The following is a 25,352-nucleotide window of genomic DNA, read 5'->3' on the forward strand; positions in this document are numbered from 1 at the left end:
CGAACAGGAAAGTTAAGATCTATAGCGCCGAAGGTACTGCATGGGAGACTGTGTGGGAGATTAGGACGTTGCCAGGTAAGGGATCTTTAGCTCAGTTGGTTAGAGCAACCGGCTCATAACCGGTAGGTCCGGGGTTCGAGTCCCTGAAGGTCCACCATTATGGGGGTATAGCTCAGTTGGGAGAGCACCTGCCTTGCACGCAGGGGGTCAAGAGTTCGAATCTCTTTATCTCCACCATTATTAAAAGCTATGAATTAATTCATAGCTTTTTTTGTTATAATTAAAAATATATATTAAACTTATTATATATAGGAGAAAATAAGAAAATGATATATAGAATAAAGCAATTTTTTTTAGGGATAATATCTTTTTTTTACAAAGATGATGTTATTCTTTTAGATAAATATCTTACTAAATCAGAAAAGAAACTATTTATGCAAATGAGAAAATCTGATAGAGCCCATTCATTTAGAGTATGCAAAGAAGCTATAAAAAGTATAAATAATTATAAAAATATAGAACTTATAGAAGAAAAAAAGATGGCTAAATGTGCATTATTACATGATATAGGAAAAGTAAAGTATTCACTCAATACTATAGAAAAAGCTTTGGTAATTATTATAAATAAGCTTACTGTAGGGAGATTTCTAAAGTATAATAAATATAAGAGAATAAATAATTATTATAATCATCCTGTTTTAGGAAAAGAAATGTTAGAGAAAATTGGAGTTTATGATAGTGATATTTTGTACTGTATAGAAAATCATCACAATGCAATTAATATAGAGGAAGACAACTTATACTTGAAATTATTAATAAGATGTGATGATCATAATTAAGTAAAATTTTTATATTAGGAGGTTTGAAGTTATGAATTCTCTTGAAAGAAGAAAAGATATACTTAAGTCCTTAGTAGATAATAATACTCCATTAAAAGGAATTGAAATTGCTCAAAAATATGGAGTTACTAGACAAATAATAGTAAAGGATATAGCTATACTTAGAGCTAATGGAAAAAACATAATAGCTACTCCAGATGGATATATAATTAATAGAGAAATAAATAAAATAAGAAAAATTATAGCTGTAAGTCATAATGAAGAAGAGTTAATACATGAGATGAGGATAGTAATAAAGTATGGTGGAATTATAGAAGATGTTATTATAGAGCATCCTTTATATGGCGAGATTAGAGCAATGTTAATGATTAAAAATTATAATGATTTAGAGAAATTTTCAAAAAAATATAAAAATCAGGAAGCAAGGCTATTATCAGTTTTAACCAATGGTGTTCATCTTCATACTATATCAGCAGATAATGAGGAAAATATTAATTTAATTATAAATGAACTAAAAGATAATACATTTATAGTATCAGATTAGGAGGCAATGTATAGTTATGGATTATGATATATTAATATTAGGTGGAGGTATAATAGGATGTGCTGTAGCCTATGAATTGTCAAAATATAACTTGAATATAGCATTAATAGAAAAAGATTATGATGTAGCAGATGATATATCTTTTATAAATACAGCTGTTATATATGATGGTTCAGAAACTTCTGATGATTTTATGGCTAAATTGGAGAATACAGGGAGAAATCTAATAGAAAAGGCATGTAAAAAATTTAATGTACCATATAAAAAAACAGGGGCTTTAAGAATAGCATCAAAAAATAATCAAAAAAATAAATTAGATATTATGTATAACATAGCCAAAAAACGTGGAATAGATGGAGTACACATAATAGAAAATGATGATGAAGCAATTCAAAAAATTGAACCTAATTTAAATATAAAGATTGATAAGGCACTATATTCAGAAAATATTGCTGTAATTTCACCATATGATTTAGCAATATCTTATGCAGAAGTTGCTGCAGATAATGGTGTTAATTTTAGGTTAGAGGAGCTAGTAATAGATATAAAAAACATTTCTAATGGATTTAAAGTAACTACAAATAAAAATAAATTTAGCTGTAAAGTGGTTATTAATACAATAGATAATGAAATTGTAGAAGATAAATTAGAATGCAATTATAAAAATATGAATTACATACTTTTTGAAAATAAAATGGAGAATAAATTGAACACTATACTTATAGATGATATAGATGATTCAACATTTATAATAAATAATCCATTAATATCAGAAGGAAACTTAATAGGAATAAAAAGTGATCATATGCTTACATTAGAAGAGGGAATAGATATGGCAAAAAATATTTTTCCCCAGGCAAGAAAGGAATTTGTAAGTAATATATTTAATGAAGTATGTGATAAAGATATAATTGTAATAGATGATAGTAATTTTGATAAAGGATATATAAAAGTTACAGGAAATCATTATGGAAAAATTACTATGGCACCTGCTATTGCTGTGATGATAAAAGATAAATTAAAGCATAGTTTAAATGTAACTAGAAAAAAAGATTATATAGATAAAAGAAGAGATGTATATAGATTTAATGATATGTCAAATGAAGAAAGAAACGAAATAATTTCTTTAGATAAAAGATATGGTAATATAGTTTGTTCTTGCAATAATGTATCAGAAGGTGAAATAGTTGATTGTATTAGAAGACCTTTAGGAGCACGTACAGTAGAGGGTGTAAAAAGACGTACTGGTGTAGGTCTTGGAACTTGTAATGGGTCTTACTGTAATATTAAAATAATAAAAATATTAGCTAGAGAAATGAATAAAAACATTCTAGATATAGTAGAAGATTCTAAAGATTCTAATATATTATCTAGCAGAATTAAGGAATTTAGAGAGATGTAATATGTTTAAGGAGAATTAATTTATGAGCAGTAAAGATATCTTTACAAGTTTAGTTAGAATAAAAGGTGATGAACGTAATAAAGTAGTCTCTGTAAGAAGTAATCAGCCAATAGAAAAAGAATTATGGAGAGAATTTTCTAAGGTGCTTAGTAGAATATATATTAGTACTCCTGTTAATATAGGTGATACTATATGTAAAAATATAATGAATACAGGTATAGATATTATAAGTACTAAAAAAATTAGCGACAATGATTAAAAGAATTATTTAATATGTTGACAAATCTAAGTATTTTGTAATATATTTAATACAAGTTAATATTAAAACCTTAGATAAGGCTAGTAATAATATTATGATTTTTAGAGAGTCAGTGGTTGGTGTAAACTGATATTCAGATATGATGAATCCACCTTTGAGGGACTGTGAATTAAGCAGTACGGTAATAATATCGTTAAATTTTTAGAGTGAATAACATTTATGTTATTAATTAGGGTGGCAACGCGGAATCTTTCGTCCCTTTTATTGGGGGGAGAAGGATTCTTTTTTTATATAAAAAATTTTTTAGGAGGAAAATATAATGTTAGATTTAAAAAGAATTAGAAATAATCCAGAGGAAATTAAAAATCTTTTATCAAACAGAGGAGAAGATTTTGATGTTTCAGTTATTGATGAAATAATAACATTAGATGAAGAAAGAAGAAAGATATTAGTAGAAGTTGAAACTTTAAAAGGAAAAAGAAATCAAGTTTCAGCAGAAATTCCTAAGCTTAAAAAAGCTGGTGAAGATGTTACTGAAATAATGAAGGAAATGAGAGAATTAGGGGACGACATTAAAAAATTCGATACAAGAGTAAATGAAATAGATGAAAGAATAAAATACATAATGTTAAGAATCCCTAACATTCCAAATCCAGAAGTCCCAGATGGAGAAACTGATGAAGATAATGTTGAAATTAAAAAATGGGGAGAGCCTACTAAATTTACATTTGAAGCTAAAGCACATTGGGATTTAGGAAAAGATCTTGATATTTTAGATTTTGAAAGAGGTGGAAAGGTAGCAGGTTCTAGATTTACTGTATATAAAGGATTAGGTGCTAGATTAGAAAGATCAATAATTAATTATTTCTTAGATAAGCATACAGTAGAAAATGGCTATACTGAAATATTACCTCCTTACATGGTTAATAGAGAAAGTATGGTAGGTACTGGACAATTGCCTAAATTTGAAGAAGATGCTTTTAAAGTTGAGAACAATGGATATTTCTTAATACCAACAGCAGAAGTGCCAGTAACTAATATGTATAGAGATGAAGTATTAAATGGTAATGATTTACCGATTAAACACGCAGCATACTCAGCTTGTTTTAGAGCAGAAGCTGGATCAGCAGGAAGAGATACAAGAGGTCTTGTTAGACAACATCAATTTAATAAAGTTGAATTAGTTAAGTTTTGTAAACCAGAAAATTCTTATGATGAATTAAATAAATTAGTAGCAGATGCAGAATCAGTTTTACAAGGTTTAGGATTACCTTATAGAATAGTTAGAATATGTAAAGGTGACTTAGGTTTCACAGCAGCTTTAAAGTATGATATAGAAGTTTGGATGCCTAGTTATAATAGATATGTAGAAATTTCAAGTTGTTCTAATTTCGAAGATTTCCAAGCTAGAAGAGCAAACATTAAATATAGAGAAACACCAAAAGATAAACCTCAATTTGTTCATACATTAAATGGATCAGGAGTAGCTATAGGAAGAACAGTTGCAGCTGTATTAGAAAATTATCAAAAAGAAGATGGAAGTGTAGAAATTCCAGAAGAAATAAAGAGATTTATGGGTGTAGATTTTATTAAATAATATATTAAAGATGTATTAGACTATAATAAGAATTATAGTTTAATACATCTATTTTAATTTACATAATATATTTTAGTTTATATAATATTTATAAAAAATTAAAAAAAATTTAAAATATAGTTGACAATATAAAATTAAGTTGATATAATAACTCATGTAGTCACGGAGAGATGGTCGAGTTGGTTTAAGGCACCGGTCTTGAAAACCGGCGTGCGTGTGAGCGTACCTAGGGTTCGAATCCCTATCTCTCCGCCATTTTAAATTTATATGTAAGGCACATGGAGAATTACTCAAGTGGCTGAAGAGGCGCCCCTGCTAAGGGCGTAGGTCGGGCAACTGGCGCCCGGGTTCAAATCCCGGATTCTCCGCCAAAGCATCTAACAGTATGTTAGATGCTTTTTACTTTATGTTTTAGAATTTAATAAAAAGTTTACTAATTGATCTATAAATTTTTTAGAAATTTATACTGTATATTGTAATTTATGATCTAGTTGCAATTTAAAAATATAATTTTAAAATTATAACTAAATATATTTAAATTTTAAACTATATTTTAGGTAGTTTAAAACAATTAATGAATTTAAAACTTAAATAAAATATTCTTTATAAAAATATTTTATTGATTGTGACTCTATAGTTATGAAAAATTAAAATATAGATTAATTAATTATAAAATTATGTTGACACTTTTTGATTTGACTGATATAATAATTTCTGTAAGTTATGGAGAGATGGTCGAGTTGGTTTAAGGCACCGGTCTTGAAAACCGGCGTGCGTGTGAGCGTACCTAGGGTTCGAATCCCTATCTCTCCGCCATTTTAAATTTATATGTAAGGCACATGGAGAATTACTCAAGTGGCTGAAGAGGCGCCCCTGCTAAGGGCGTAGGTCGGGCAACTGGCGCCCGGGTTCAAATCCCGGATTCTCCGCCAAAACATCTAACATTATGTTAGATGTTTTTTTTTATAAAAATTTATTTAAAATATTACAGTAAATTGATAAATAGTATAATAGTATAAAGATTAATTTTTATAGGTGGTATTGTGCTAAAAGGAAGTAAGATATACTTAAGGTTAATAGAAATTAGAGATTTAAGACAGTTGTATAATCTATGTAATGATAAAGAAGTAAAAAAATACAATAGTGAATCAATTGAATTAGGAGAAAATAAAAATCTAATAAAAGATATAAGTGATAGAGTACTTCATGGAAAGAAAGTATTAAGTATAATTAATGAAAAAAAAGTTTTAGTTGGATTTATGACTTATAGCGAGAGTATTATTTCTAAAGGTACATATTTAATAGGAGCTACTATTGGGCAGAAGTTTTGGAATAGAGGATACGGAAAAGACTCTGTAAATACATTGATAAACTATTTATTTAATGATTTAAAAGCTGAACGAATAAAATTAAAAGTTGTATCTGAGAATTTAAGAGCAATTAACTGTTATAAAAGATGCGGTTTTATAGAGAAGGATAGAAAACAAAATAAATACTATATAGATGGTAAATATATGGATATAATAATAATGGAAATTACCCCAAAAGATATAGTTATATAATATTATTAAAATATAAGGTTAATAGGAGTCATTATGGGAATAAGATTTATTTATGGAAGATCTGGAAGTGGAAAAAGTCAATTTTGCATATATTCAATAAAAAGTTTAATAGAGAGTGGAAAATCAAATAATGCTTTATTAATAGTACCAGAACAATATACGTTTACTACAGAAAATAAAATATTGAAGCAAATAGGAGAAAAGGCACTTTTAACAACACAAGTTTTAAGTTTTAAAACTATGTGCCAGAAAGTATTTGAGGAATGTGGAGGTAGAGTTAAACAAATAATTAAAGATACTGGTAAACATATGCTAATTGATAAAGTTTTAAATGATAAGATTAATGAGTTAAACTACTTTAAAAAGATGTCTAAAGAACAGGGATTTAATAGTATAATTTCTAAAGTAATTACTGAATTTAAAAAATATAATGTAGATATTGATAGCTTAACAGGTTTAGAAAATAAAATAGATGATAGTGAATTAATTGAAAAATTAAAAGAACTAGCATTAATATATGAGGAATTTAATTTTAAAATGCATAAATCATATATAGATACAGATGATGAGTTATCTTTTTTAAGCAACAAATTATTAAAAAATAATATATTCTCAGAAAGTGAAATTTGGATAGATGAATTTACAACTTTTACACCTCAACAATTAGAAATAATAAGAATATTATCTAAAACTTCAAAAGTAAATATAACACTTTGTATGGATAAAATAGAATGTACTATTAATGATGATATCACTAACGTATTTAATTGCATAGAAAGCACAGAAAATAAAATTTTAATGTTAATGGAAGAAAATAATATTCAGTATTTATCACCAATTAATTTAAATGATAGAGTACCGTATAGATTTATAAATAGTAATGAATTAAGACATATAGAAAAATATTATATTGCTTATCCTTTTAAACCTTACAAAGGGAAAAATAAAGATGTAAAACTTTATAAAGCTAATAATATTTATGATGAAGTTGAGAAAATAGCCCAAGATATAACAAGGCTAGTAAGAGATAAGAATTATAGATTTAAGGATATATCTGTCGTTTGTAGAAATATTGATGATTACAATAAAATAATATCCGTTATTTTTAATAATTATAATATACCAGTTTTTATGGATAAAAAAATCAAATTATTAAATAATCCATTAATAATTTTGATAAGCTCTGCTTTTGAAGTATTATTAAAGAATTGGTCATATGAAAGTGTATTTAAGTATTTAAAGAGTGGATTAACAGGAATTAATAATTATGATATTGATAGATTAGAAAATTTTGTTTTAGAACATGGAATAAAAGGTTATAAATGGACTATAGAAGAAATAAATAAGTTTAGAGAATCAAGTAAGAAAAATGATATGTTAGAAGAGGATTTATCTATTTTTGATGTAATGGAAAGAGTTAAAAATTCTCTTACATTATTTCATAAAAGCATATCTGGTAAAAGCAGAGTAATAGATATATGCAAGGCTTTATATGAATTTTTAGTCAATATAAAAGCTTTTGAAAAAATTAATATTTTAATAAAAGAATTTGAAGAATTAGGATTAGAGGACAAAGTTAAGGAATATAGTCAAGTACAGTCTATAGTTATTGATATATTAGATCAAGCAGTAGATGTTATAGGTTTTGAAGAAATGGAATCTTTTGAATTCTTTAAGATATTAAATTCAGGTTTTGAAAATGAAGAAATAGGTGTTATACCAGTTGCTTTAGATCAAGTTAATGTTGGAGATATTGCTAGAATAAAGGGCAGAGATGTAAAAGCATTATATATTGTTGGTATTAATGATGGAATTTTACCAAGTGCTCATAAAGAAGAAGGAATATTATCAGATAATGATAGATTAAAATTAAAAGAACTTGGAATTGCTTTAGCATCAGATACTAGAACTAAAGCATTTGAAGAACAGTTTTTAGTATATACTGCATTAACAATAGCTAGTGATTATTTAATGTTATCTTATCCAATGGCTGATTTTGAAGGAAAGTCTTTAAGACCATCAACTGTAATATCAAGGATTAAAAAAATATTACCAAATTTAATTGAAGAAAGTGATTTGTATGATTTAAATAAAAATTATGATCATTTAAATAAAGTTGTTTCTCCAATCCCAACATTTAATGAATTAATACTTGCTTTAAGAAGAGAATTTGAAAATGAAGAAGTGGATGAAGAATATTGGGCGGAGGTATATGAATGGTTTAAGAATAATCCTCAGTTTAAAAGAAAGCTGGAAAATACATTTAAAGGATTTGATTATACTAATGTAGGCGAAAAAGTACATAGAGATAAATTAAAATTATTATATGAAAACAATGCAGGAAAGTTAGCATTTAGTGTTTCAAGATTGGAAAAATATGCTCAGTGTCCATTTTCATATTTTATTCAATATGGTCTTAAGGCTAAAAATCGTAAGATCTATGAGTTTGCCCCACCAGATTTAGGTTCATTTGTACATGATATTTTAGATTTGTTTACAGATAAAGTTAAGAATGAAAAAATATCTTGGGCGGAATTAGATAATCAAAAATGTAAAAATATTATATCACAATTAATTGATAATAAATTAAAAGAAGAAACTGGGTCTATATTAAATAGTAGTAACAAATATAAATATTTTTCTAACAGATTTAAAAGAGTTATATCTAAATCGGTATCTGTTATATCAGAACAAATGAGAAGAGGGAAATTTGAGATATTTAATAATGAGTTCTCTTTTGGTAATTATAATGATGGGGAGGCTATAGTATTAAATCTACCATCAAATGAAAAAGTATATCTCAATGGAAGAATAGATAGGATAGATACTTTAGATTTAGAAGGTAAGACATATTTAAGAATTGTAGATTATAAAACAGGTAATAAACAATTTGATTTAGTTGAACTTTATTATGGCCTTCAAATGCAATTACTAGTTTATTTAGATGCATTAATTAGAAATTCACAATATATATTGCATAAGCAGGCTTTACCAGGTGCTATATTGTATTTTAAAGTAGATGATCCAATAATTAAGAGTAGTAAAGAAATGAATGAAGAAGAGATAGAAAAAGAGGTATTAAACAATTTAAAAATGAATGGATTGATTTTAAAAGATGCCAGAGTTGTTAAGGCTATGGATAATAAAATTGAATCAGAAGGTTACTCTTTAATTATTCCAGCAGCTTTAAAGAAGGATGGAGATTTTAAAGCTAATAGTGATGTTGTTACTGAAGAACAATTTAATATGCTTAGAGAATATGTAAATAAGAAAATGGTTGACTTATGTGAAGATATGTTATGTGGTGATATAAAAATTGAACCAACTAAAAATTCTGATAAAACTCATTGTGATTTTTGTGATTTTTCTTCTATATGTCAATTTGATAGTAGTATAAAAGATAACAAATATAAAATTATAATGAAAAAATCTAAGGATGAGATTTGGAATAATATAAAATCTGATTTAGATATAAGAGAGAATAAAGGAAATTAGCTATTTGAATAGGAGTAGAACATTATGGGAGATACTAAATGGACAAATGAACAGCTAAATGCTATTACAACAAGGGAATGTAATTTATTAGTTGCAGCAGCAGCAGGATCAGGAAAGACTGCTGTTTTAGTAGAAAGAATTATAAGAATAATTACTAATGAAGATAATCCAGTAGATATTGATAGACTTCTAGTTGTTACATTTACAAGTGCAGCAGCAGCAGAGATGCGAGAAAGAATAGCTAATGCAATATCTAAAAAATTAGATGAAAATCCAGCATCTAAAAACCTTCAAAAACAGTTAACTTTATTAAATAGATCTAATATTACAACTATGCATTCTTTTTGTTTAGATGTAATTAAAAATAATTTTCATAAAATAGATTTAGATCCATCGTTTAGAATAGCTGATCAAACAGAAGGAATTCTTTTAAAACTAGAAATTATAGAGGAATTATTTGATGATAAATATGATGAGAATGATGAGGAATTTATAAAATTTCTTGAGGCTTTTGGTAATTATAAAAGTGATGAATCATTAAAGGAACTAGTTTTAAAATTATATGATTTTACAATGTCTGGACCTTGGCCAAAGAGATGGTTAGAAAAATCTTCGGAATCTTTTAGTATAAATACTTTAGACGAATTAGATAAAACGCCTTGGGTAAATGTATTAAAGCAAAGTGTAAAGATTGAATTAGAAAGTTATATAAAAATGATGGATAAGGCAATAAATATAATTAATGATACAGAAGGCTTAGAACCGTATTTGGAAGGTTTTAGCAGTGAATTAGAATCTATAAAGTATGCTTATGATAATATAGAATCTAATTTAGAAAAATTATATGATTCATTATATAGAATAAGGTTTAATAGGTTAAAAACAATAAAGAAAAATACTGTAAGTGATGAAGATTCACAAACATTAGTTAAACAAATTAGGGATCATGTAAAAAAGAAAATAAACTCGTTATTAGAAAGTACATTCTCAACTAATCCTAGTGATATGTTAATAAATATTAAATTATCTTATCAATATGTAAAAGAGTTAACAGTACTTGTGTCTGAATTCATAGATAGATTTAGTGCAAAGAAAAAAGAAAAAAACATATTGGATTTTAATGATTTAGAACATTTATGTTTAAAGATATTAACAGATAAGGATGAAGATAATAATATAATACCATCTAGTATAGCGGAAAAATTTAAAGAATATTTTGAAGAGGTATTAGTTGATGAATATCAAGATTCTAATAATGTACAAGAGGCAATAATAGAGCTAGTATCTAGAAAAAATTTTAATAATCCTAATGTATTTATGGTTGGTGATGTAAAACAAAGTATATATAGATTTAGACAGGCTAAACCAGAACTGTTCATTGATAAATATAATACTTACTCATTATATGAAGGTAAGAATAGAAAAATACAATTATATAGGAACTTTAGAAGTAGAGAAGATATTATAAATGGAGTAAATTATATATTCAAAGAAGTTATGTCTAAAAATGTAGGAGAACTAGAATATACAGATGAGGAATCATTAAATTTAGGTGCAAATTATCCTTTAAAAGACAATGAAGAAGATATAATTGGTGGATCTATAGAAGTTAATATATTAAATAAAAAAGAAAGTGAATCAATAGGAGAAGTAAATACAGATGAAGAAGAAGTTGGAGACATTAATATTGAAGCAAGGATTATTGTAAATAGAATTAATGAATTAATGTCTAAAAATAAAGAGAATCAATTTAAAGTATTAGATAGTGAAACAGGAAAATATAGGAATTTAAAGTATAAGGATATAGTGATTTTATTGAGAGCAACAAAAAATTGGTCTGAAATATTATTAGATGAACTTGGATTAGCAGGTATTCCAGTATATGCAGATACTGGATCAGGATATTTTGAATCAATAGAGATTAGAACAATTATGTCTTTACTAAAAGTAATTGATAATCCTATGCAAGATGTACCGATGTTAGCACTGTTAAATTCACCTATAATAGGTCTTACAGCAGAAGAACTAAGTGATATAAGGCTTATAGATAAAGAAAGATATTATTATGAAAATATAAATAAAATTATTAAAGATGGATTATTATCAAAAGAAATAAGAGATAAGTGTGAATATATAATTACAAGTATTGATAAATGGAGAAAAAAATCAATATATATGCCTATTGATGAATTTATTTGGTATTTATATATGGATACTGCATATTATGGATATGTTGGAGCAATGCCAAATGGAGTATTAAGGCAAGCAAATTTAAAAATTCTTTTCCAAAGAGCAAAACAATTTGGAGAAACTAGCTTTAAAGGACTATTTAATTTTATAAACTTTATAAATAAACTTACTAAATCATCAGGGGATATGGGAAGTGCAAAAATATTAGGAGAAAATGAAAATGTAGTACGAATTATGAGTATACATAAAAGTAAGGGATTGGAATTTCCAGTAGTATTTTTAGCAGGCACAGGAAAAAATTTTAACTTAATGGATTTAAATAATAAAATTTTATATCATGATGAATTAGGAATAGGACCAGATTTTATAGATTTAGAAAAAAGGATTAGTATGACTACATTACCAAAGGAAGCAATAAAGAAGAGTGTTAGATTAGAGACACTATCTGAGGAAATGAGGATACTATATGTTGCATTTACCAGAGCTAAGGAAAAATTAATTATAACAGGTGCAGTAAGAGATATTGAAAGATCTATAGAAAAATGGTTTAATTCAGCAATATTAGATAATAAACTTATATTATCGAGTGAAGTTTTAAAAGGTAAATCATATATAGATTGGATTGGCATGGCCTTATGTCAACATAAAGATGGAAGTGTATTAAGAGATACATTAGGATATTCAAATGAAATGTGTAAGGATGATTTGTCTAAATGGAGCATTAATGTATGGAATAAAGAAAGTTTAAAATTTGAAAAAGCATCAGATGAGATAGTAGATAATAATAGTAAAGCATCAATATTAGATAAAAATATAGATAAGAATATAGAATATGAGATTAATAGAAGATTAGGATATGAATATATTTTTAAAGAATCAACAAAACTTAAAAGCAATATATCTGTATCTGATTTAAAAAAAAGAAATGCTGAAGAGAGTGATGAAGCTATTGATCTATATGAAGATTTAAGTGAAATTATTACACCTAAGTTCCTACAAGAAGAAAAAGGGTTAACGGCAGCTGAAAGAGGTACAGCAGTACATTTTGTAATGAAGAAGATTGATTTTAATAAGGTTAATTCATTAGAAGAAATTAAAGATCAATTAAAAAATTTATATGAGGAAGAATTAATCTTGAAAGAAGAGTTTAATGCTATTAATCCATATAAAATATTAAAATTTTTTAAAAGTAATTTAGGTAATAGATTATTGAAAGTTTATAGTCTTGGAGGAATGATATATAGAGAAATCCCGTTTTATACAGAAATAAGTAGTTTAGAACTTGATGATACATTACCTAAAGAATATAATAATGAAAAAATAAGATTACAAGGTATTATAGATTGCTTTTTTGAAGAAGATAATGAATTAATACTTTTGGATTATAAGACAGATTATATAGAAAAAAACAATGAATTTGATTTAATTGAAAAATATAAAAAACAATTAATATATTATAGTGATGCAATATTTAAGATGACAGGAAGAAAAGTTAAACAAAGTTATTTATATTCATTCTTCTTAGATAAGGAGATAGAAATAATATAGATGATTAAATAAAGGGCTTTAATAAATATAAAGTCCTTTATTTATATAGTATTATTTAATTATAACAGTAGTATCCTTTGGAATATTATCGTAAATCCACTTAGCATCATTTAATGCAAGTCTTATGCAACCATGTGATGAACGTTTATTTAAAGTATTATCTAATACTGTTGTTCTATCCTCTGCAAATGGTACAGAATGAAATAGTATATTTCCTTTTATTTGAGTCCAGTATTTCCCCCCTTGTTTATATTTATCAGAAAAGAACCATTCTCCTCTTTCTTTAATAGAGAAAGAACCAATAGGTGTATTTTGGTCGTCTATTCCAGTTGAACATGGAAAAGTTCTATCTAGAGTCCACTTGTTAGAAGTACCTCTATAAATATATGTCTTTTGGTCTTTAATACTAATATTTATTAGATAAGGGGTATTACTTTTTAAATTTAAAGTATTAATATTTTGAGTTGATATATTATTTATAAAAGACTGAGAAATTGCTGGAGCAATTTTTGAATCTGTATCAAGATATTCTTGTTGTTTAACTTTAATTTCAGCTATTTTCTTTTTTAATTCACTATCATCTTCAAATAAATAAGCATTATCATATAATTGATTTAAAGCTTGTTTGTAGTGATCACTATCACATAATTCATCGCATCTATTAAATAAATCATCTTTAAGTTGATTTTTACATTCCCTTAAATATGTTAATGAATCTCCATAATTTGGACTAAGTGAAGAAATATTGTTGAAGCAAATTATTGCTTCAGAATATTGCTTATTATTAAGAAGATTAACTCCATTTGAATAATTATTGATAGAATCTTTAAGAAATGAGATTGAATCAATAAAAGATGAAACTTCATTTTTATTAAGTCCATATCTATTAATTTCATTAATTTTCAATAAAATTTCTTCTGTACTCAATGTTTTATTATCTAAATCTTTTTTTAAATTGTCAAGATTATTAATAAAATACTTAGATAAATCTTTTTTTAACATTAAAGCTTTAAATGGATTAAATTCTTCTTTTGTTAGCAATAAATTATTTGCTTGCGAAAATTTATTATTGTTAAAAATTGTTTTAAAGTTACCTAAGAATTTATTGTATCTATAGGCTTCAAAAAATATATATGAACCAATTATTAAAAATAATAATAAAATATATATAATTATTTTATTAAGTTTTTTATTAAAGTTAATAAATCTATTAATTATCAAAATATACCTCCTGTTTATTGTAAAATTTAAATAATGCAATTAAAAATTATATTTTAATAACATAAATAATAGTTTTATATTGTATTATTACCATAAAATTCTAAAAATAAACATCGATGTTTAATGCATATTGAATATATGTTAAGATATTTAATATAGTATACTTAGATATATAAGATAAAATTATGATTGGAGGATATAATGAAAGGGAAAACTAAATTTTTAGAAAAATTTATTAATTCTATTTATAATATAAAAGAATTTTCTAAATATGTAACAGAAGGATTAGGTAAAGCAATATTATATGTATTTTTGATGTCATTAATTTTTGGAAGTTTGAAAGGTATATCAATAGGCTATGAAATTAATAGGCAAGCAAATGATATAAATAAAAAATTACAAAATGAAGAAAATGAATTCATTATAGAAAATGGTATATTAAATACTAACAACTCTCCATTAAAATTTGAGGAAAATTCAAGTTTAATATATATAGACTCAAGTACATCTTTAGATAAAGCTAATGAATTAAGAAGTTTAACAGTTAATAATGATATTAATGTATTATTTTTAAAAGATGGAGTATCATTAAAAACTCCTTTTGAAAATAAGGTAGTTTATTATAAAGAAGCTTTTGGAAATAATAAAATTGATAATAATGTAGTAATATCACAAATGTCAATAATAACAAAAATCTTAATAGGAATTTCGTTTATTTATGCAGTAGGTATGTGTTTTATAAACGTATTAATAAATTGTATTTTTGTAACTATATTTGCGGGACTTGCATTAATATTTATGAAATTAACAATAAAATACAAAGTATTGTATTCATTAAGTTTATATGCATGTACATTACCTCTTATATTTAAAACTATTTTAGAAATAATATTTTCTAATATTTATTTAGATACTATGTTTATAGTAGGAACTTTAGTATATGTTATTTTTATATTAAGATATATAAAATTTGAAATAATAAGTAAAATTAAATCATCCAAATAAACTTAAAAATCAATATTAAAAGGAGCTATCTAAATTTAGATAGCTCTTTTTATTGGAAAAAATATAATTAAAGTAATTTATAAACTAAGCGGATAGTTTATTTTCATTTTCAATCTTTTTTAATGAAGAATCTCTTTTAAATTTATTTTTAACAAAATAATCAATAATTAATGATAAAGCTCCATCACCAGTTATATTAGTAGCTGTACCAAAACTATCTTGTGCAGCGTGCAGTGCAATCATTATTGGTTTTTCTAAACCACCAAATCCAAGCATTGATTCAAGTAATCCAAGTGCTGCCATAACTCCACCACCAGGAACACCAGGTGCTGCTACCATAGTAATACCAAGCATTAATATAAATGGCATCATCATAGAGAATGTTGGTACTTGACCCTTCATAAGCATAACCCCAATTGAAGTTAATACAAGAGTTATAGTATCACCTGCTAAATGAATAGTTGCACAAAGTGGAACTACTAAGTTTGCTACATCTTCTGATACATTATTATTTTTAACACAATTTAAAGTAACAGGAATAGTTGCAGCAGATGATTGAGTTCCTACTGCTGTAAAATACGCTGGAGCCATATTTTTTAGAAGTTTAAATGGATTTTTATTATTAAGTACTCCTGCAATTGAATACTGACCTATTAAATATAAAAATTGTAATGCAAATAATACAATGTAAACAGTTATGAAAGATTTTATAGTAATAAATATTTCACCATTTAAGCTTAATTTAGCAAATATGGCTCCAATATAAACTGGAACAAGTGGAATAAGTATTTTAGAAAGTATCATTGATACTATAGAACTAAATTCTTCAAAAGCTTTTAAAAGACTACTATTTTTTATTTTAGAAATTCCTACACCTAATATAAATGCTAAAACTAATGCTGACATAATATTAAATAGTGGTGGTATATCTATAGCAAAATAAGGAGATACATCAATGCTTTCATTAGATGCTAATGTAGCATTTGTAATTAGTTTTGGTAATAAAGTTACACCTAAAAAGTAAGCTAGAACTCCTGAAATAATAGTAGACATATATGATAATATAGTGGTAAATATTAATACCTTACCTGAACTTTTACCTAATGATGCTATACCAGGAACTATAAATGCAATAATAATTAATGGAATTACAAATGACAAAAAACTTGAGAATAATGAACTGAAAGTTGCTAATATTTTAATTGGGAATAAAATGTTAGTATGTTTACAAACTAGTCCCAATACTATTCCTGATATAAGAAATAAAAAAATACGTTTAATTAATGAAAGATTTTTCAATTTTAGGTTCCCCCCTCTATAATGACAATGTATTCCAATGAGATACATGTGTAACTCTGATATGTACAAATATAACATTAAACTACTTATTGGTCAAGTATTCAATGTAGGTTTGCAAAAAAAATTATTATAACTATAAAAATGTAATTATTTTCATTTATATAGTTAATATATTTGAATTTATTAAGATTTAAGTGTACGATTAATATTATAGCTAAATAAAAAATTATAAATAAAATGGTTGTTTACATAAATTGCATGTGATAATATATAAATATAAAATAGAATAATTTGGAAAAATGATAATATAATTTATTTATAAGAAGGGGAATTTGTAAATGGGTATAGTTGATAATTTAATTAGCGATACAACAGAAGAAAATGGAATACCAAGTAAATCTGAACTTGCCAAATTGTCAAAAGAAGAATTAATAAATAAATGTATTGAAATAAGTCGTTATAAAAATTTACAAGAAGATCTCCTTTTAAATATTTCTCATGATTTAAGATCACCACTAAGTGTAATTTTAAGTGTATTGCAATGTTATGAAAGTGGGTATGTAGATGAAAATAACAAAATTAAAATGAAACAATATATGAAAAATATAAAGAGAAATAGTTACAAAATGTTAAAGCTTATAAATAATTTAATAGACACAACAAGATTAGAAAAAGATTATTATAAAATAGAAAGAAAAAATTTAGATATAGTTAAGTTAATAGAAAATACAATAGCATCTATAGATAGATATGCAAAACAAAAAAATATATCATTAGTTTTTGATACTAATGTTGAACAGTGTATTATGGCAGTAGATGCTCAAGCATTAGATAGAATAATTATGAATTTAATTTCAAATGCTATAAAATTTTCATTTGAAAATAGTAGCATATATATTAATTTATTAAAATGTTGCAATGAATTGGTTATATCAGTTAAAGATGAAGGCATAGGTATACCAGAAAAAGATCAAAATAAAATTTTTAATAGATTTATACAATCTACAAGTAAAAAACAATATGAACATTGTGGAAGTGGAATAGGATTATCTTTAGTAGAAAATTTAACTAAAGCACATGGTGGGAATATAGAATTAAATAGCATAGAGAATCAAGGGAGTGAATTTATAATTAAATTACCAATAATAAAAGTCTCAGAAAATATAGTAGATAAAAATATTGGTAATTGTAGCAAAAATAATGTACAAATGTTGGAAGTAGAATTTTCAGATATTTATTTATAAAACAGTATCAAATACTTAGGTTATTTTATAAATAACTTAAAGTATTTGGTTGTATAAACTTGCATATTGTAATGGCTTGTGATAAGATATTTTTGTTGTAAAAAATAAATAGAATACTGAGGAGCGTTAGTTAAACGGATATAACACACCGCTACGGACGGTGCATTAAGGGTTCGATTCCTTTACGCTCTGCCATAAATAAAAGATTTAGTTTATAAACTAAGTCTTTTATTGTTATTTAAAATAATAAATATGATATATGCTAATAATAAAATATAAAGTTAAGGTACATTCTAAAGATAATAGATTATTATGATTATGAATTTAAACTATTATTTTATATATCGAAATTGATTATACATAACTATATAGAATTGAAGGTGTAATGATGAAAACTAATATTTTAATTAATTTATTAGATGAACATAATGAAGGAAATTTATTAGCTACAGACAAACTACAACCTAATAAAGTTATTTATTTAAAAAGTAAAGAAAATGAATTATTATACGAAAAATTAGAAAAATATCATAAGAGTATTTTCCCACATTTAGATATTATAAGTTATAGTATTAGTAATGGAGATATAAAAGGTATTAATGAAATATTAGATAAAATAAATATAGAAGGAACCATTATAAATATAACTGGTGGAAAAAGAATAAATTCTTTAATATTATTAAATCAAGCGTTAATTAGAGAATTTAATATAATATATGTAGATATTTTAAATAAAAGATGGTACCAATTAGGAGTGAATGCAACTGATAAAAATGAAAAATTTAAAGATATTTATTTAGATGATATATTAAAAATAACAGGTGCAAATATTTTATTAGATTCAACTAAAATAAGTACATATTCTGATGTAATAAAAATAACAGAAAAGATATATGAAAATTTAGATATATGGTATAAATATAAATATCGTCTTTACGATAACAATGTATTCATTCATGATTACACTGATAATAGTAAAGTATTAGTTGATTTACAAGAGTTAGAAGATGAAGAAATTAAAATATTAAAAGCTTGTTTAAAGTATTTAGATAAAATGAATGCAATTATATATAAAAAAATTAAAAATAAAATAAAAATATATTTCCAAAAAAATTATTTAAAAGGATTTATATTTAAAAGCGGTACATGGTTAGAAGTATTAACTAATATAGTGGTTAGAGAAATAAACGAAGTGGATGATGTTAAATGTGGAGTAGTATTTGTATGGAATGAAGAAGATAGTAAAGTTAAAAATGAATTTGATGTATTAGCTGTTAAAGATGATATATTAATATGCATATCTTGTAAAGATAGTGCAAAATATGATGAAAATGCATTAAATGAACTTGATGTATATAGCAAAAGGCTAGGTGGAATTAATGCAAAAAAAATACTAGTAGCTACAAAAGAGCCAAATAAAAAATGTGTAAATGAAAGAGCTAATGCTATGGGAATAAATCTTATAATTTTAGATAAAGATATTGAAAAATTTAAAAATAAATTAAAAACCATAATTAATAGTTAAAATTAATGCTCACTCTGTTTTTAGAGTGAGCATTAATTTTAACTATTGAATTTTATTCCAATTTTTTCGCCGAATAAAACTTTACATTCATAACCATTTTTTGACTGATATAATATATCATCATCAATGTTAACTTTACCTTTTTCAAAAAATAAAATAGTAGTTGATCCACCAAATTTAAAATATCCTTTTTCATCTCCTTTTTTAACTTTTTCATTAGGAGAATATGTTTGGATTATAGATCCGACACAAGTAGCACCAACTTCTATAGTCAATATATCACCAAAATTATCTGACTTCAATATAGACCACTCTCTTTTATTTTCACAAAAGAGTTTTGGAATTGAGTTAAGGGCAATAGGATTAACAGAGTAATAATGCCCTTTTATTTTATATGTTTCAGATGGGATTCCAGAATCAGCAAAATGAAATCTATGATAATCAGTAGGACATAATCTTAAAATAATACAAGTTCCACCGTTATAATTTTGTGCTATTTCATTATTTTTAATTAATTCATTTAAACTATAAGTTAATCCTTTAATCTGAACAATATTATTTAGATCTATATTTTCATAAACAGTAATTCTTCCATCACCAGGAGAAATAAGTACATTATTATCATTTGAAATAGGTCTTGCATTAGGAACTAAATTTCTAACAAAAAAATCATTAAATGATTTAAAATCAGATATATTTTTTTCTGCAATTGACATATCAATGTTAAAATTCTCAATAAAATTAGAAATATTTTTAGCACTAAATTTAGTATCGCAAAACTTACCATATATTTTAGAAAACAGTTTTCTTTTTGCTATTAATTCAGCAAAATTTTTACCTAATGGTGATTCATAAGTCCACTCAATAAATTTCTTTCCAGCGACTTTTTCCTCTTCATAATCTTTAGTAATTCTATTATATACTTTAATCATATATACCTCTTTCTTTAAATTAATAAGAAATAAATTAATATATAATGATTTTATCATATATATTAAAAATATCAAAAAATTAAGAATTAAAGGAATAAATAGTAAAATAATAGTGGTATAATGAAATTATCAATGAGATTAGAAAATGAGGGATATGTTGTGAATAAAACTAAACGTTTGATTTTTAATTCGGGAATAGAAATATTTTCAAATGCAGGTTACAGAGGAGCAACTATGGATGATATAGCTAAAAGGGCTGGGCTTGCAAAGGGAACATTATATTATAATTTTACTAGTAAAGAAGATATTTTTAATTTTATAGTAGAAGAGGGTTTAAATATACTTAGCAGTCGAATTTTAAAAGTTAAAGAAATGGACATAAGTTCTATTGAAAAACTAAAACAAACATGTAACATGCAGTTAACATTTTTATATGAAAATAAAAATTTTTTTAAGGTAGTAATGAGTCAATTATGGGGAAATGAAGAAAGACAAATTGCATTAAGAGAAAAAATAAAAAATTATATAAAGGAATTAGAATTTTATATAAAATGCGGAATTGAAGAAGGAGAGGTAAGAATAGGAGATAGTAAGCTTATGGCTTATGAAGTTTTTGGTACATTATGTTCTGCTGCTATATATGAATTAATTGATATAGAAAAAATCAATTTAGAAAATCTTATTGAAAAAACATTAGAATTCACACTAAATGGATTATCAAATAAATAGGAGTTTTAAATATATAAACTAACGATAAAGGTATTAAAATATTCTTTAAATACCTTTATTTTTCTTTTTAACCAATAAATATTATTATTTACCACTTATTTTTATTTAACAATTATGTTAAAATTATATTTGCTTGGTTTTAAATAATATTTAATTGGAGGATTAACTTTTATGATAAATGTAATAATAGATGGAGAACAAATAATAAGTAAAGAAAATGAAACTATCTTAAAAGTAGCTTTGGAAAATGGAATAGAAATATCAACATTATGTTACTTAAATGATTGCAGCAATACTGGCAAATGTGGAGTATGTGCTGTTGAAATAGAGGGAGAGGAAAACTTAGTATTATCTTGTGAAACTTTAGTTAAAGATGGAATGATTATTAAGACGAATTCAGATAGAGTTCAAGAAGAAATTAAATCAAAAGTTTCTAACATGTTGGATAAACATGAATTTAAATGTGGACCATGTAAAAGAAGAGAAAACTGTGAGTTTTTAAAATTAGTTATAAAAACTAAAGCTAGAGCAAGTAAACCGTTTATAGTTCAAGACAAATCAAGTTATGTAGATGATAGAAGTAGATCTATAGTACTAGATAGAACAAAATGTATATTATGTGAAAGATGTGAATCTGCATGTGGTGAAAGAACAGGCACTGATTCTATTAAGATTATAAATGATAATGGAGAAAGAAAAGTATCATCTATAGAGAATAGATGCTTTGATGAAACTAATTGTTTATTATGTGGACAATGTGTAGCTGCATGTCCAGTAGATGCACTTTCAGAAAAATCACATATTGAAAGAGTACAAAATGCAATAAATGATCCAAATAAACATGTAATAGTTGCAATGGCACCATCAGTTAGAACGGCTATGGGAGAACTGTTTAAAATGGGTTATGGAATAGATGTAACAGGAAAAATATATACAGCTTTAAGAATGTTAGGCTTTAATAAGATATTTGATATTAATTTTGGAGCAGATATGACTATAATGGAAGAGGCTACTGAGTTAGTTAAAAGAATTAATGAAGGTGGACCCTTCCCAATGTTTACGTCATGCTGTCCATCATGGGTTAGAGAAGTAGAAAATTATTTTCCAAATTTTATAGAGAATTTATCTACTGCAAAGTCACCACAACAAATTTTTGGAGCTGCAAGTAAAACATATTATCCTGAAATAGAGGGATTAAATCCTAAAGATATATTTACAGTTACTATAATGCCATGTACATCTAAAAAGTATGAAGCTGATAGAGGTGAAATGGAGAATGATGGATTAAGAAATATAGATGCAGTAATAACTACTAGAGAATTAGCAAAGATGATAAAAACTGCAAAAATAGATTTCGTTAATTTAGAAGATGGTATAGTAGATCCGGCAATGGGAGAATATACAGGAGCAGGAGCTATATTTGGAGCAACTGGTGGGGTTATGGAAGCAGCCTTAAGAACATCTAAAGACTTCATAGAGAATAGGTCATTAAAAGATATAGAATATAAACAAGTTAGAGGAATAGAAGGCATTAAAGAGGCTACAGTAGAATTAGGTGGAAAAGAATATAATATTGCTGTTATTAATGGTGCTAAGAATGTATTTAACTTTATAGAAAGTGGTAAAATGAACGAAAAAGAATATCACTTTATTGAAGTAATGTCATGTCCAGGAGGTTGTGTAAATGGTGGTGGACAACCTCATGTAAGTGCAAAAGAAAGAGAAAAAATAGATATTAGAAAAGTAAGAGCTTCTGTTTTATATAATCAAGATAAGGGCTTAGAAAAGAGAAAATCTCATGAAAATTCAGCATTATTAAAGATGTATGATAATTATATGGGCAAGCCTGGTGAAGGATTAGCACATAAGCTTTTACATATTAAATATAAAAAATAAAATGTTATATAAATATTATTTCAGAATATATTAAAAATATATTTAATGTAAATTTAAGTGGCGATACCATAAAAGATAGTATCGCCATTTATTTTAATTATTTATTTGATTGAGAAAACTCTAAGTATTCATCAAAAGTCATAGTTCTATCAACAATAGATCCATCATCTTTGATATCAATAATTCTATTTGCTATAGTTTGAACAAATTGGTGGTCATGAGAAGCAAATAGTATGTTACTATTATAATCTTTTAATCCATTATTTACAGCAGTAATTGATTCAAGATCTAAGTGGTTAGTTGGTTGATCTAACATTAATACATTTGCATTAGAAAGCATCATTTTAGATAACATACATCTAACTTTTTCTCCTCCAGATAATACATTAGCTTCTTTTAATGCCTCTTCTCCAGAGAATAACATTCTTCCTAAGAATCCTCTTATATAACTTTCAGATTTTTCTTCTGAATATTGTCTAAGCCAATCTACTAAAGAAAGATTACAACCATCAAAATATTCTGAGTTATCACTTGGGAAGTATGCGTTAGTTATAGTTATTCCCCACTTGAATTCACCACTATCTGGTTTCATTTCTCCAGCTAATATTTTAAATAATGTAGTTACAGCAATTTCATTACCAACAAGAGCAATTTTATCACCTTTATTAACCATGAAATTTACATTATCTAAAACCTTAACTCCATCAATAGTTTTTGAAAGATCTTTAACTGTTAATATATCATTACCAACTTCTCTTTCAGGTTTAAACCCTACAAAAGGATATTTTCTGCTTGAAGGTTGGATATCATCTAAAGTTATTTTATCTAATAATTTTTTTCTTGAAGTAGCTTGCTTAGATTTAGAAGCATTAGCACTAAATCTTGCGATAAAGTCTTGTAATTCTTTAATTTTTTCTTCTTTTTTCTTATTTTGATCCTTTGACATTTGAAGAGCTAATTGGCTTGATTCATACCAGAAATCATAGTTACCAACATAAATTTTAATTTTACCAAAGTCAACATCAGCCATTTGAGTACAAACTGAATTTAGGAAATGTCTATCATGCGATACAACTATAACAGTTCCATCGAAATTTCCTAAGAAATCTTCTAACCAATTTACAGCTTTTAAATCTAGACCATTAGTAGGTTCGTCTAGGATTAGTATTCCAGGATTACCGAATAAAGCTTGAGCTAAAAGAACTTTAACTTTTTCCCCTCCAGTTAATTCTGATACATTTTTAAAATGATATTCAGTTCCAATTCCTAAACCTTGTAAAAGCGAAGAAGCTTCAGATTCTGCTTCCCAACCATTAAGTTCAGCAAATTCGCCTTCTAATTCAGATGCTCTGATTCCATCTTCATCAGAAAAATCAGGTTTTGCATATATCTCATCTTTTTCTTTCATGATTTGATATAATCTTTCATTACCCATTATTACAGTTTCTAAAACTTGAAAATCATCGTATTTATAATGTTCTTGTTTTAATACTGACATTCTTGTATTAGGAGCAATTATAACTTCACCAGTATTAGGCTCTACTTCACCTGATAATATTTTTAGAAATGTACTTTTTCCAGCACCATTTGCTCCGATAACTCCATAACAGTTCCCAGGAGTAAATTTAAGGTTGACATCTTCAAAAAGTTTACGTCCACCAAATCTTAGACTAACATTTGATACAGTTATCAATAAATTTCCCTCATTTCATTGCGTATTATTCAGTTATTATACCATAGAATAGCAGTTAAAGAGAATAATAATAAGATTTTAATACTTTTTATTATTGACATTTTTGTAAAAAAGATGGTAGAATTAAGGAAAATTAATTAAATGGAGATAATAATTATGATATGCACTATTTGTAAGACTATACAATTTAATAACGCATATTACTTTAGCTATTATGGATAGAGCTTGTATCAATGTTTATAGGTACAGGCTAAGCAGAAAACTTGGTTTTGTATCTATGATGGTTGAGGATTTTTATCGTCTTCAAAGTTTACCACATAGAAACAAAAAAACTATGTGGGTGTAGAATATTAGAATTGTAGGAAAGCCGCA

17 protein-coding genes, 7 tRNA genes, 1 rRNA gene and 1 other annotated feature are annotated in these 25,352 nt (G+C 25.6%); of the genes, 21 read left to right on the forward strand and 4 right to left on the reverse strand.

Annotated elements, in window-relative coordinates; translation table 11 throughout:
- From rrf to addA, 15 genes are all read left to right on the forward strand, one after another.
- Positions 1–77: ribosomal RNA gene (gene rrf / locus KYD98_RS18550) — 5S ribosomal RNA — on the forward strand; the annotation flags it as partial.
- 3 nt (positions 78–80) lie between these two features.
- Positions 81–157, forward strand: a tRNA-Ile gene (locus KYD98_RS13060).
- 4 nt (positions 158–161) lie between these two features.
- A tRNA-Ala gene (locus tag KYD98_RS13065) sits at positions 162–237 on the forward strand.
- Between the two features lie 89 nt (positions 238–326).
- Positions 327–839 (forward strand): HDIG domain-containing metalloprotein, encoded by a 513-nt coding sequence (locus KYD98_RS13070; RefSeq protein ID WP_219780495.1) that lies wholly within the window; start codon positions 327–329, stop codon positions 837–839.
- A gap of 31 nt (positions 840–870) precedes the next feature.
- A complete protein-coding gene (locus KYD98_RS13075) occupies positions 871–1,383 on the forward strand; it encodes a transcription repressor NadR (protein ID WP_219780496.1) in 513 nt (170 codons plus the stop codon).
- Positions 1,384–1,399: 16 nt separating this feature from the next.
- Positions 1,400–2,785, forward strand: coding sequence for an FAD-dependent oxidoreductase (locus KYD98_RS13080; RefSeq protein ID WP_219780497.1), 1,386 nt, complete (start codon positions 1,400–1,402; stop codon positions 2,783–2,785).
- A 22-nt stretch (positions 2,786–2,807) separates the two neighbouring features.
- Positions 2,808–3,044 carry a DUF1667 domain-containing protein gene (locus tag KYD98_RS13085; protein ID WP_219780498.1) on the forward strand — a complete coding sequence of 79 codons (237 nt, stop codon included), beginning with the start codon at positions 2,808–2,810 and terminating at the stop codon, positions 3,042–3,044.
- A 62-nt stretch (positions 3,045–3,106) separates the two neighbouring features.
- Positions 3,107–3,307 (forward strand) — a binding site (T-box leader).
- Positions 3,308–3,363: 56 nt separating this feature from the next.
- Positions 3,364–4,641, forward strand: a complete 1,278-nt coding sequence (gene serS / locus KYD98_RS13090; RefSeq protein WP_219780499.1) for a serine--tRNA ligase — start codon at positions 3,364–3,366, stop codon at positions 4,639–4,641.
- A 164-nt stretch (positions 4,642–4,805) separates the two neighbouring features.
- Positions 4,806–4,896, forward strand: a tRNA-Ser gene (locus tag KYD98_RS13095).
- A 25-nt stretch (positions 4,897–4,921) separates the two neighbouring features.
- A tRNA-Ser gene (locus tag KYD98_RS13100) sits at positions 4,922–5,012 on the forward strand.
- A 354-nt stretch (positions 5,013–5,366) separates the two neighbouring features.
- Positions 5,367–5,457, forward strand: a tRNA-Ser gene (locus KYD98_RS13105).
- A gap of 25 nt (positions 5,458–5,482) precedes the next feature.
- Positions 5,483–5,573, forward strand: a tRNA-Ser gene (locus KYD98_RS13110).
- A 111-nt stretch (positions 5,574–5,684) separates the two neighbouring features.
- Positions 5,685–6,203, forward strand: a complete 519-nt coding sequence (locus tag KYD98_RS13115; RefSeq protein ID WP_219780500.1) for a GNAT family N-acetyltransferase — start codon at positions 5,685–5,687, stop codon at positions 6,201–6,203.
- A gap of 33 nt (positions 6,204–6,236) precedes the next feature.
- Positions 6,237–9,698, forward strand: coding sequence for a helicase-exonuclease AddAB subunit AddB (gene addB, locus KYD98_RS13120; RefSeq protein ID WP_219780501.1), 3,462 nt, complete (start codon positions 6,237–6,239; stop codon positions 9,696–9,698).
- 24 nt (positions 9,699–9,722) lie between these two features.
- Complete coding sequence (gene addA, locus KYD98_RS13125) at positions 9,723–13,436, forward strand: helicase-exonuclease AddAB subunit AddA (RefSeq protein WP_219780502.1); 3,714 nt, start codon at positions 9,723–9,725, stop codon at positions 13,434–13,436.
- Positions 13,437–13,487: 51 nt separating this feature from the next.
- Here addA and KYD98_RS13130 read toward each other — a convergent pair whose 3' ends face one another.
- On the reverse strand, positions 13,488–14,657 hold the full coding sequence (locus tag KYD98_RS13130) for a L,D-transpeptidase (protein ID WP_258049819.1): 1,170 nt from the start codon (positions 14,655–14,657) through the stop codon (positions 13,488–13,490).
- Positions 14,658–14,858: 201 nt separating this feature from the next.
- Here KYD98_RS13130 and KYD98_RS13135 point away from each other — a divergent pair, with 201 nt between their 5' ends.
- The gene (locus KYD98_RS13135; RefSeq protein WP_219780503.1) at positions 14,859–15,662 is read left to right on the forward strand and encodes a DUF1189 domain-containing protein; all 804 of its coding nucleotides are present in this window, start codon (positions 14,859–14,861) and stop codon (positions 15,660–15,662) included.
- Between the two features lie 84 nt (positions 15,663–15,746).
- Here the strand turns inward: KYD98_RS13135 and KYD98_RS13140 are convergent, their stop codons facing one another.
- The gene (locus tag KYD98_RS13140; RefSeq protein WP_219780504.1) at positions 15,747–16,961 is read right to left on the reverse strand and encodes a dicarboxylate/amino acid:cation symporter; all 1,215 of its coding nucleotides are present in this window, start codon (positions 16,959–16,961) and stop codon (positions 15,747–15,749) included.
- Positions 16,962–17,299: 338 nt separating this feature from the next.
- Between KYD98_RS13140 and KYD98_RS13145 the strand changes: the two genes are divergently transcribed.
- From KYD98_RS13145 to KYD98_RS13155, 3 genes are all read left to right on the forward strand, one after another.
- On the forward strand, positions 17,300–18,205 hold the full coding sequence (locus tag KYD98_RS13145) for a sensor histidine kinase (RefSeq protein WP_219780505.1): 906 nt from the start codon (positions 17,300–17,302) through the stop codon (positions 18,203–18,205).
- A gap of 120 nt (positions 18,206–18,325) precedes the next feature.
- Positions 18,326–18,400: transfer RNA gene (locus tag KYD98_RS13150), tRNA-Arg, on the forward strand.
- 193 nt (positions 18,401–18,593) lie between these two features.
- On the forward strand, positions 18,594–19,730 hold the full coding sequence (locus KYD98_RS13155; protein ID WP_219780506.1) for a Card1-like endonuclease domain-containing protein: 1,137 nt from the start codon (positions 18,594–18,596) through the stop codon (positions 19,728–19,730).
- 38 nt (positions 19,731–19,768) lie between these two features.
- Here KYD98_RS13155 and KYD98_RS13160 read toward each other — a convergent pair whose 3' ends face one another.
- Positions 19,769–20,662 (reverse strand): phosphatidylserine decarboxylase, encoded by an 894-nt coding sequence (locus tag KYD98_RS13160; RefSeq protein ID WP_219780507.1) that lies wholly within the window; start codon positions 20,660–20,662, stop codon positions 19,769–19,771.
- Positions 20,663–20,821: 159 nt separating this feature from the next.
- Here KYD98_RS13160 and KYD98_RS13165 point away from each other — a divergent pair, with 159 nt between their 5' ends.
- Together KYD98_RS13165 and KYD98_RS13170 are read left to right on the forward strand one after the other, a co-directional pair.
- Entirely contained in the window at positions 20,822–21,391 is a 570-nt protein-coding gene (locus KYD98_RS13165; protein WP_219780629.1) for a TetR/AcrR family transcriptional regulator, read from the forward strand.
- A 171-nt stretch (positions 21,392–21,562) separates the two neighbouring features.
- The gene (locus KYD98_RS13170; protein WP_219780508.1) at positions 21,563–23,287 is read left to right on the forward strand and encodes a ferredoxin hydrogenase; all 1,725 of its coding nucleotides are present in this window, start codon (positions 21,563–21,565) and stop codon (positions 23,285–23,287) included.
- A gap of 97 nt (positions 23,288–23,384) precedes the next feature.
- On the opposite strand, the gene KYD98_RS13175 is transcribed toward KYD98_RS13170, so the two are convergent.
- The gene (locus tag KYD98_RS13175) at positions 23,385–24,980 is read right to left on the reverse strand and encodes an ABC-F family ATP-binding cassette domain-containing protein (RefSeq protein WP_219780509.1); all 1,596 of its coding nucleotides are present in this window, start codon (positions 24,978–24,980) and stop codon (positions 23,385–23,387) included.
- Between the last annotated feature and the right edge of the window lie 372 nt (positions 24,981–25,352).

The organism is Clostridium weizhouense (genome assembly GCF_019431045.1).
Lineage (GTDB): Bacteria > Bacillota > Clostridia > Clostridiales > Clostridiaceae > Clostridium > Clostridium weizhouense.

Excerpts from the sequence above, each read along its gene's own strand:
- serS (WP_219780499.1), top strand. The coding sequence starts at position 3,364 with ATGTTAGATTTAAAAAGAATTAGAAATAATCCAGAGGAAATTAAAAAT.
- KYD98_RS13070 (WP_219780495.1), top strand. The coding sequence starts at position 327 with ATGATATATAGAATAAAGCAATTTTTTTTAGGGATAATATCTTTTTTT.
- KYD98_RS13135 (WP_219780503.1), top strand. The coding sequence starts at position 14,859 with ATGAAAGGGAAAACTAAATTTTTAGAAAAATTTATTAATTCTATTTAT.
- KYD98_RS13155 (WP_219780506.1), top strand. The coding sequence starts at position 18,594 with ATGAAAACTAATATTTTAATTAATTTATTAGATGAACATAATGAAGGA.
- KYD98_RS13170 (WP_219780508.1), top strand. The coding sequence starts at position 21,563 with ATGATAAATGTAATAATAGATGGAGAACAAATAATAAGTAAAGAAAAT.
- KYD98_RS13085 (WP_219780498.1), top strand. The coding sequence starts at position 2,808 with ATGAGCAGTAAAGATATCTTTACAAGTTTAGTTAGAATAAAAGGTGAT.
- KYD98_RS13080 (WP_219780497.1), top strand. The coding sequence starts at position 1,400 with ATGGATTATGATATATTAATATTAGGTGGAGGTATAATAGGATGTGCT.
- KYD98_RS13145 (WP_219780505.1), top strand. The coding sequence starts at position 17,300 with ATGGGTATAGTTGATAATTTAATTAGCGATACAACAGAAGAAAATGGA.
- KYD98_RS13160 (WP_219780507.1), bottom strand. The coding sequence starts at position 20,662 with ATGATTAAAGTATATAATAGAATTACTAAAGATTATGAAGAGGAAAAA.
- addA (WP_219780502.1), top strand. The coding sequence starts at position 9,723 with ATGGGAGATACTAAATGGACAAATGAACAGCTAAATGCTATTACAACA.
- addB (WP_219780501.1), top strand. The coding sequence starts at position 6,237 with ATGGGAATAAGATTTATTTATGGAAGATCTGGAAGTGGAAAAAGTCAA.
- KYD98_RS13075 (WP_219780496.1), top strand. The coding sequence starts at position 871 with ATGAATTCTCTTGAAAGAAGAAAAGATATACTTAAGTCCTTAGTAGAT.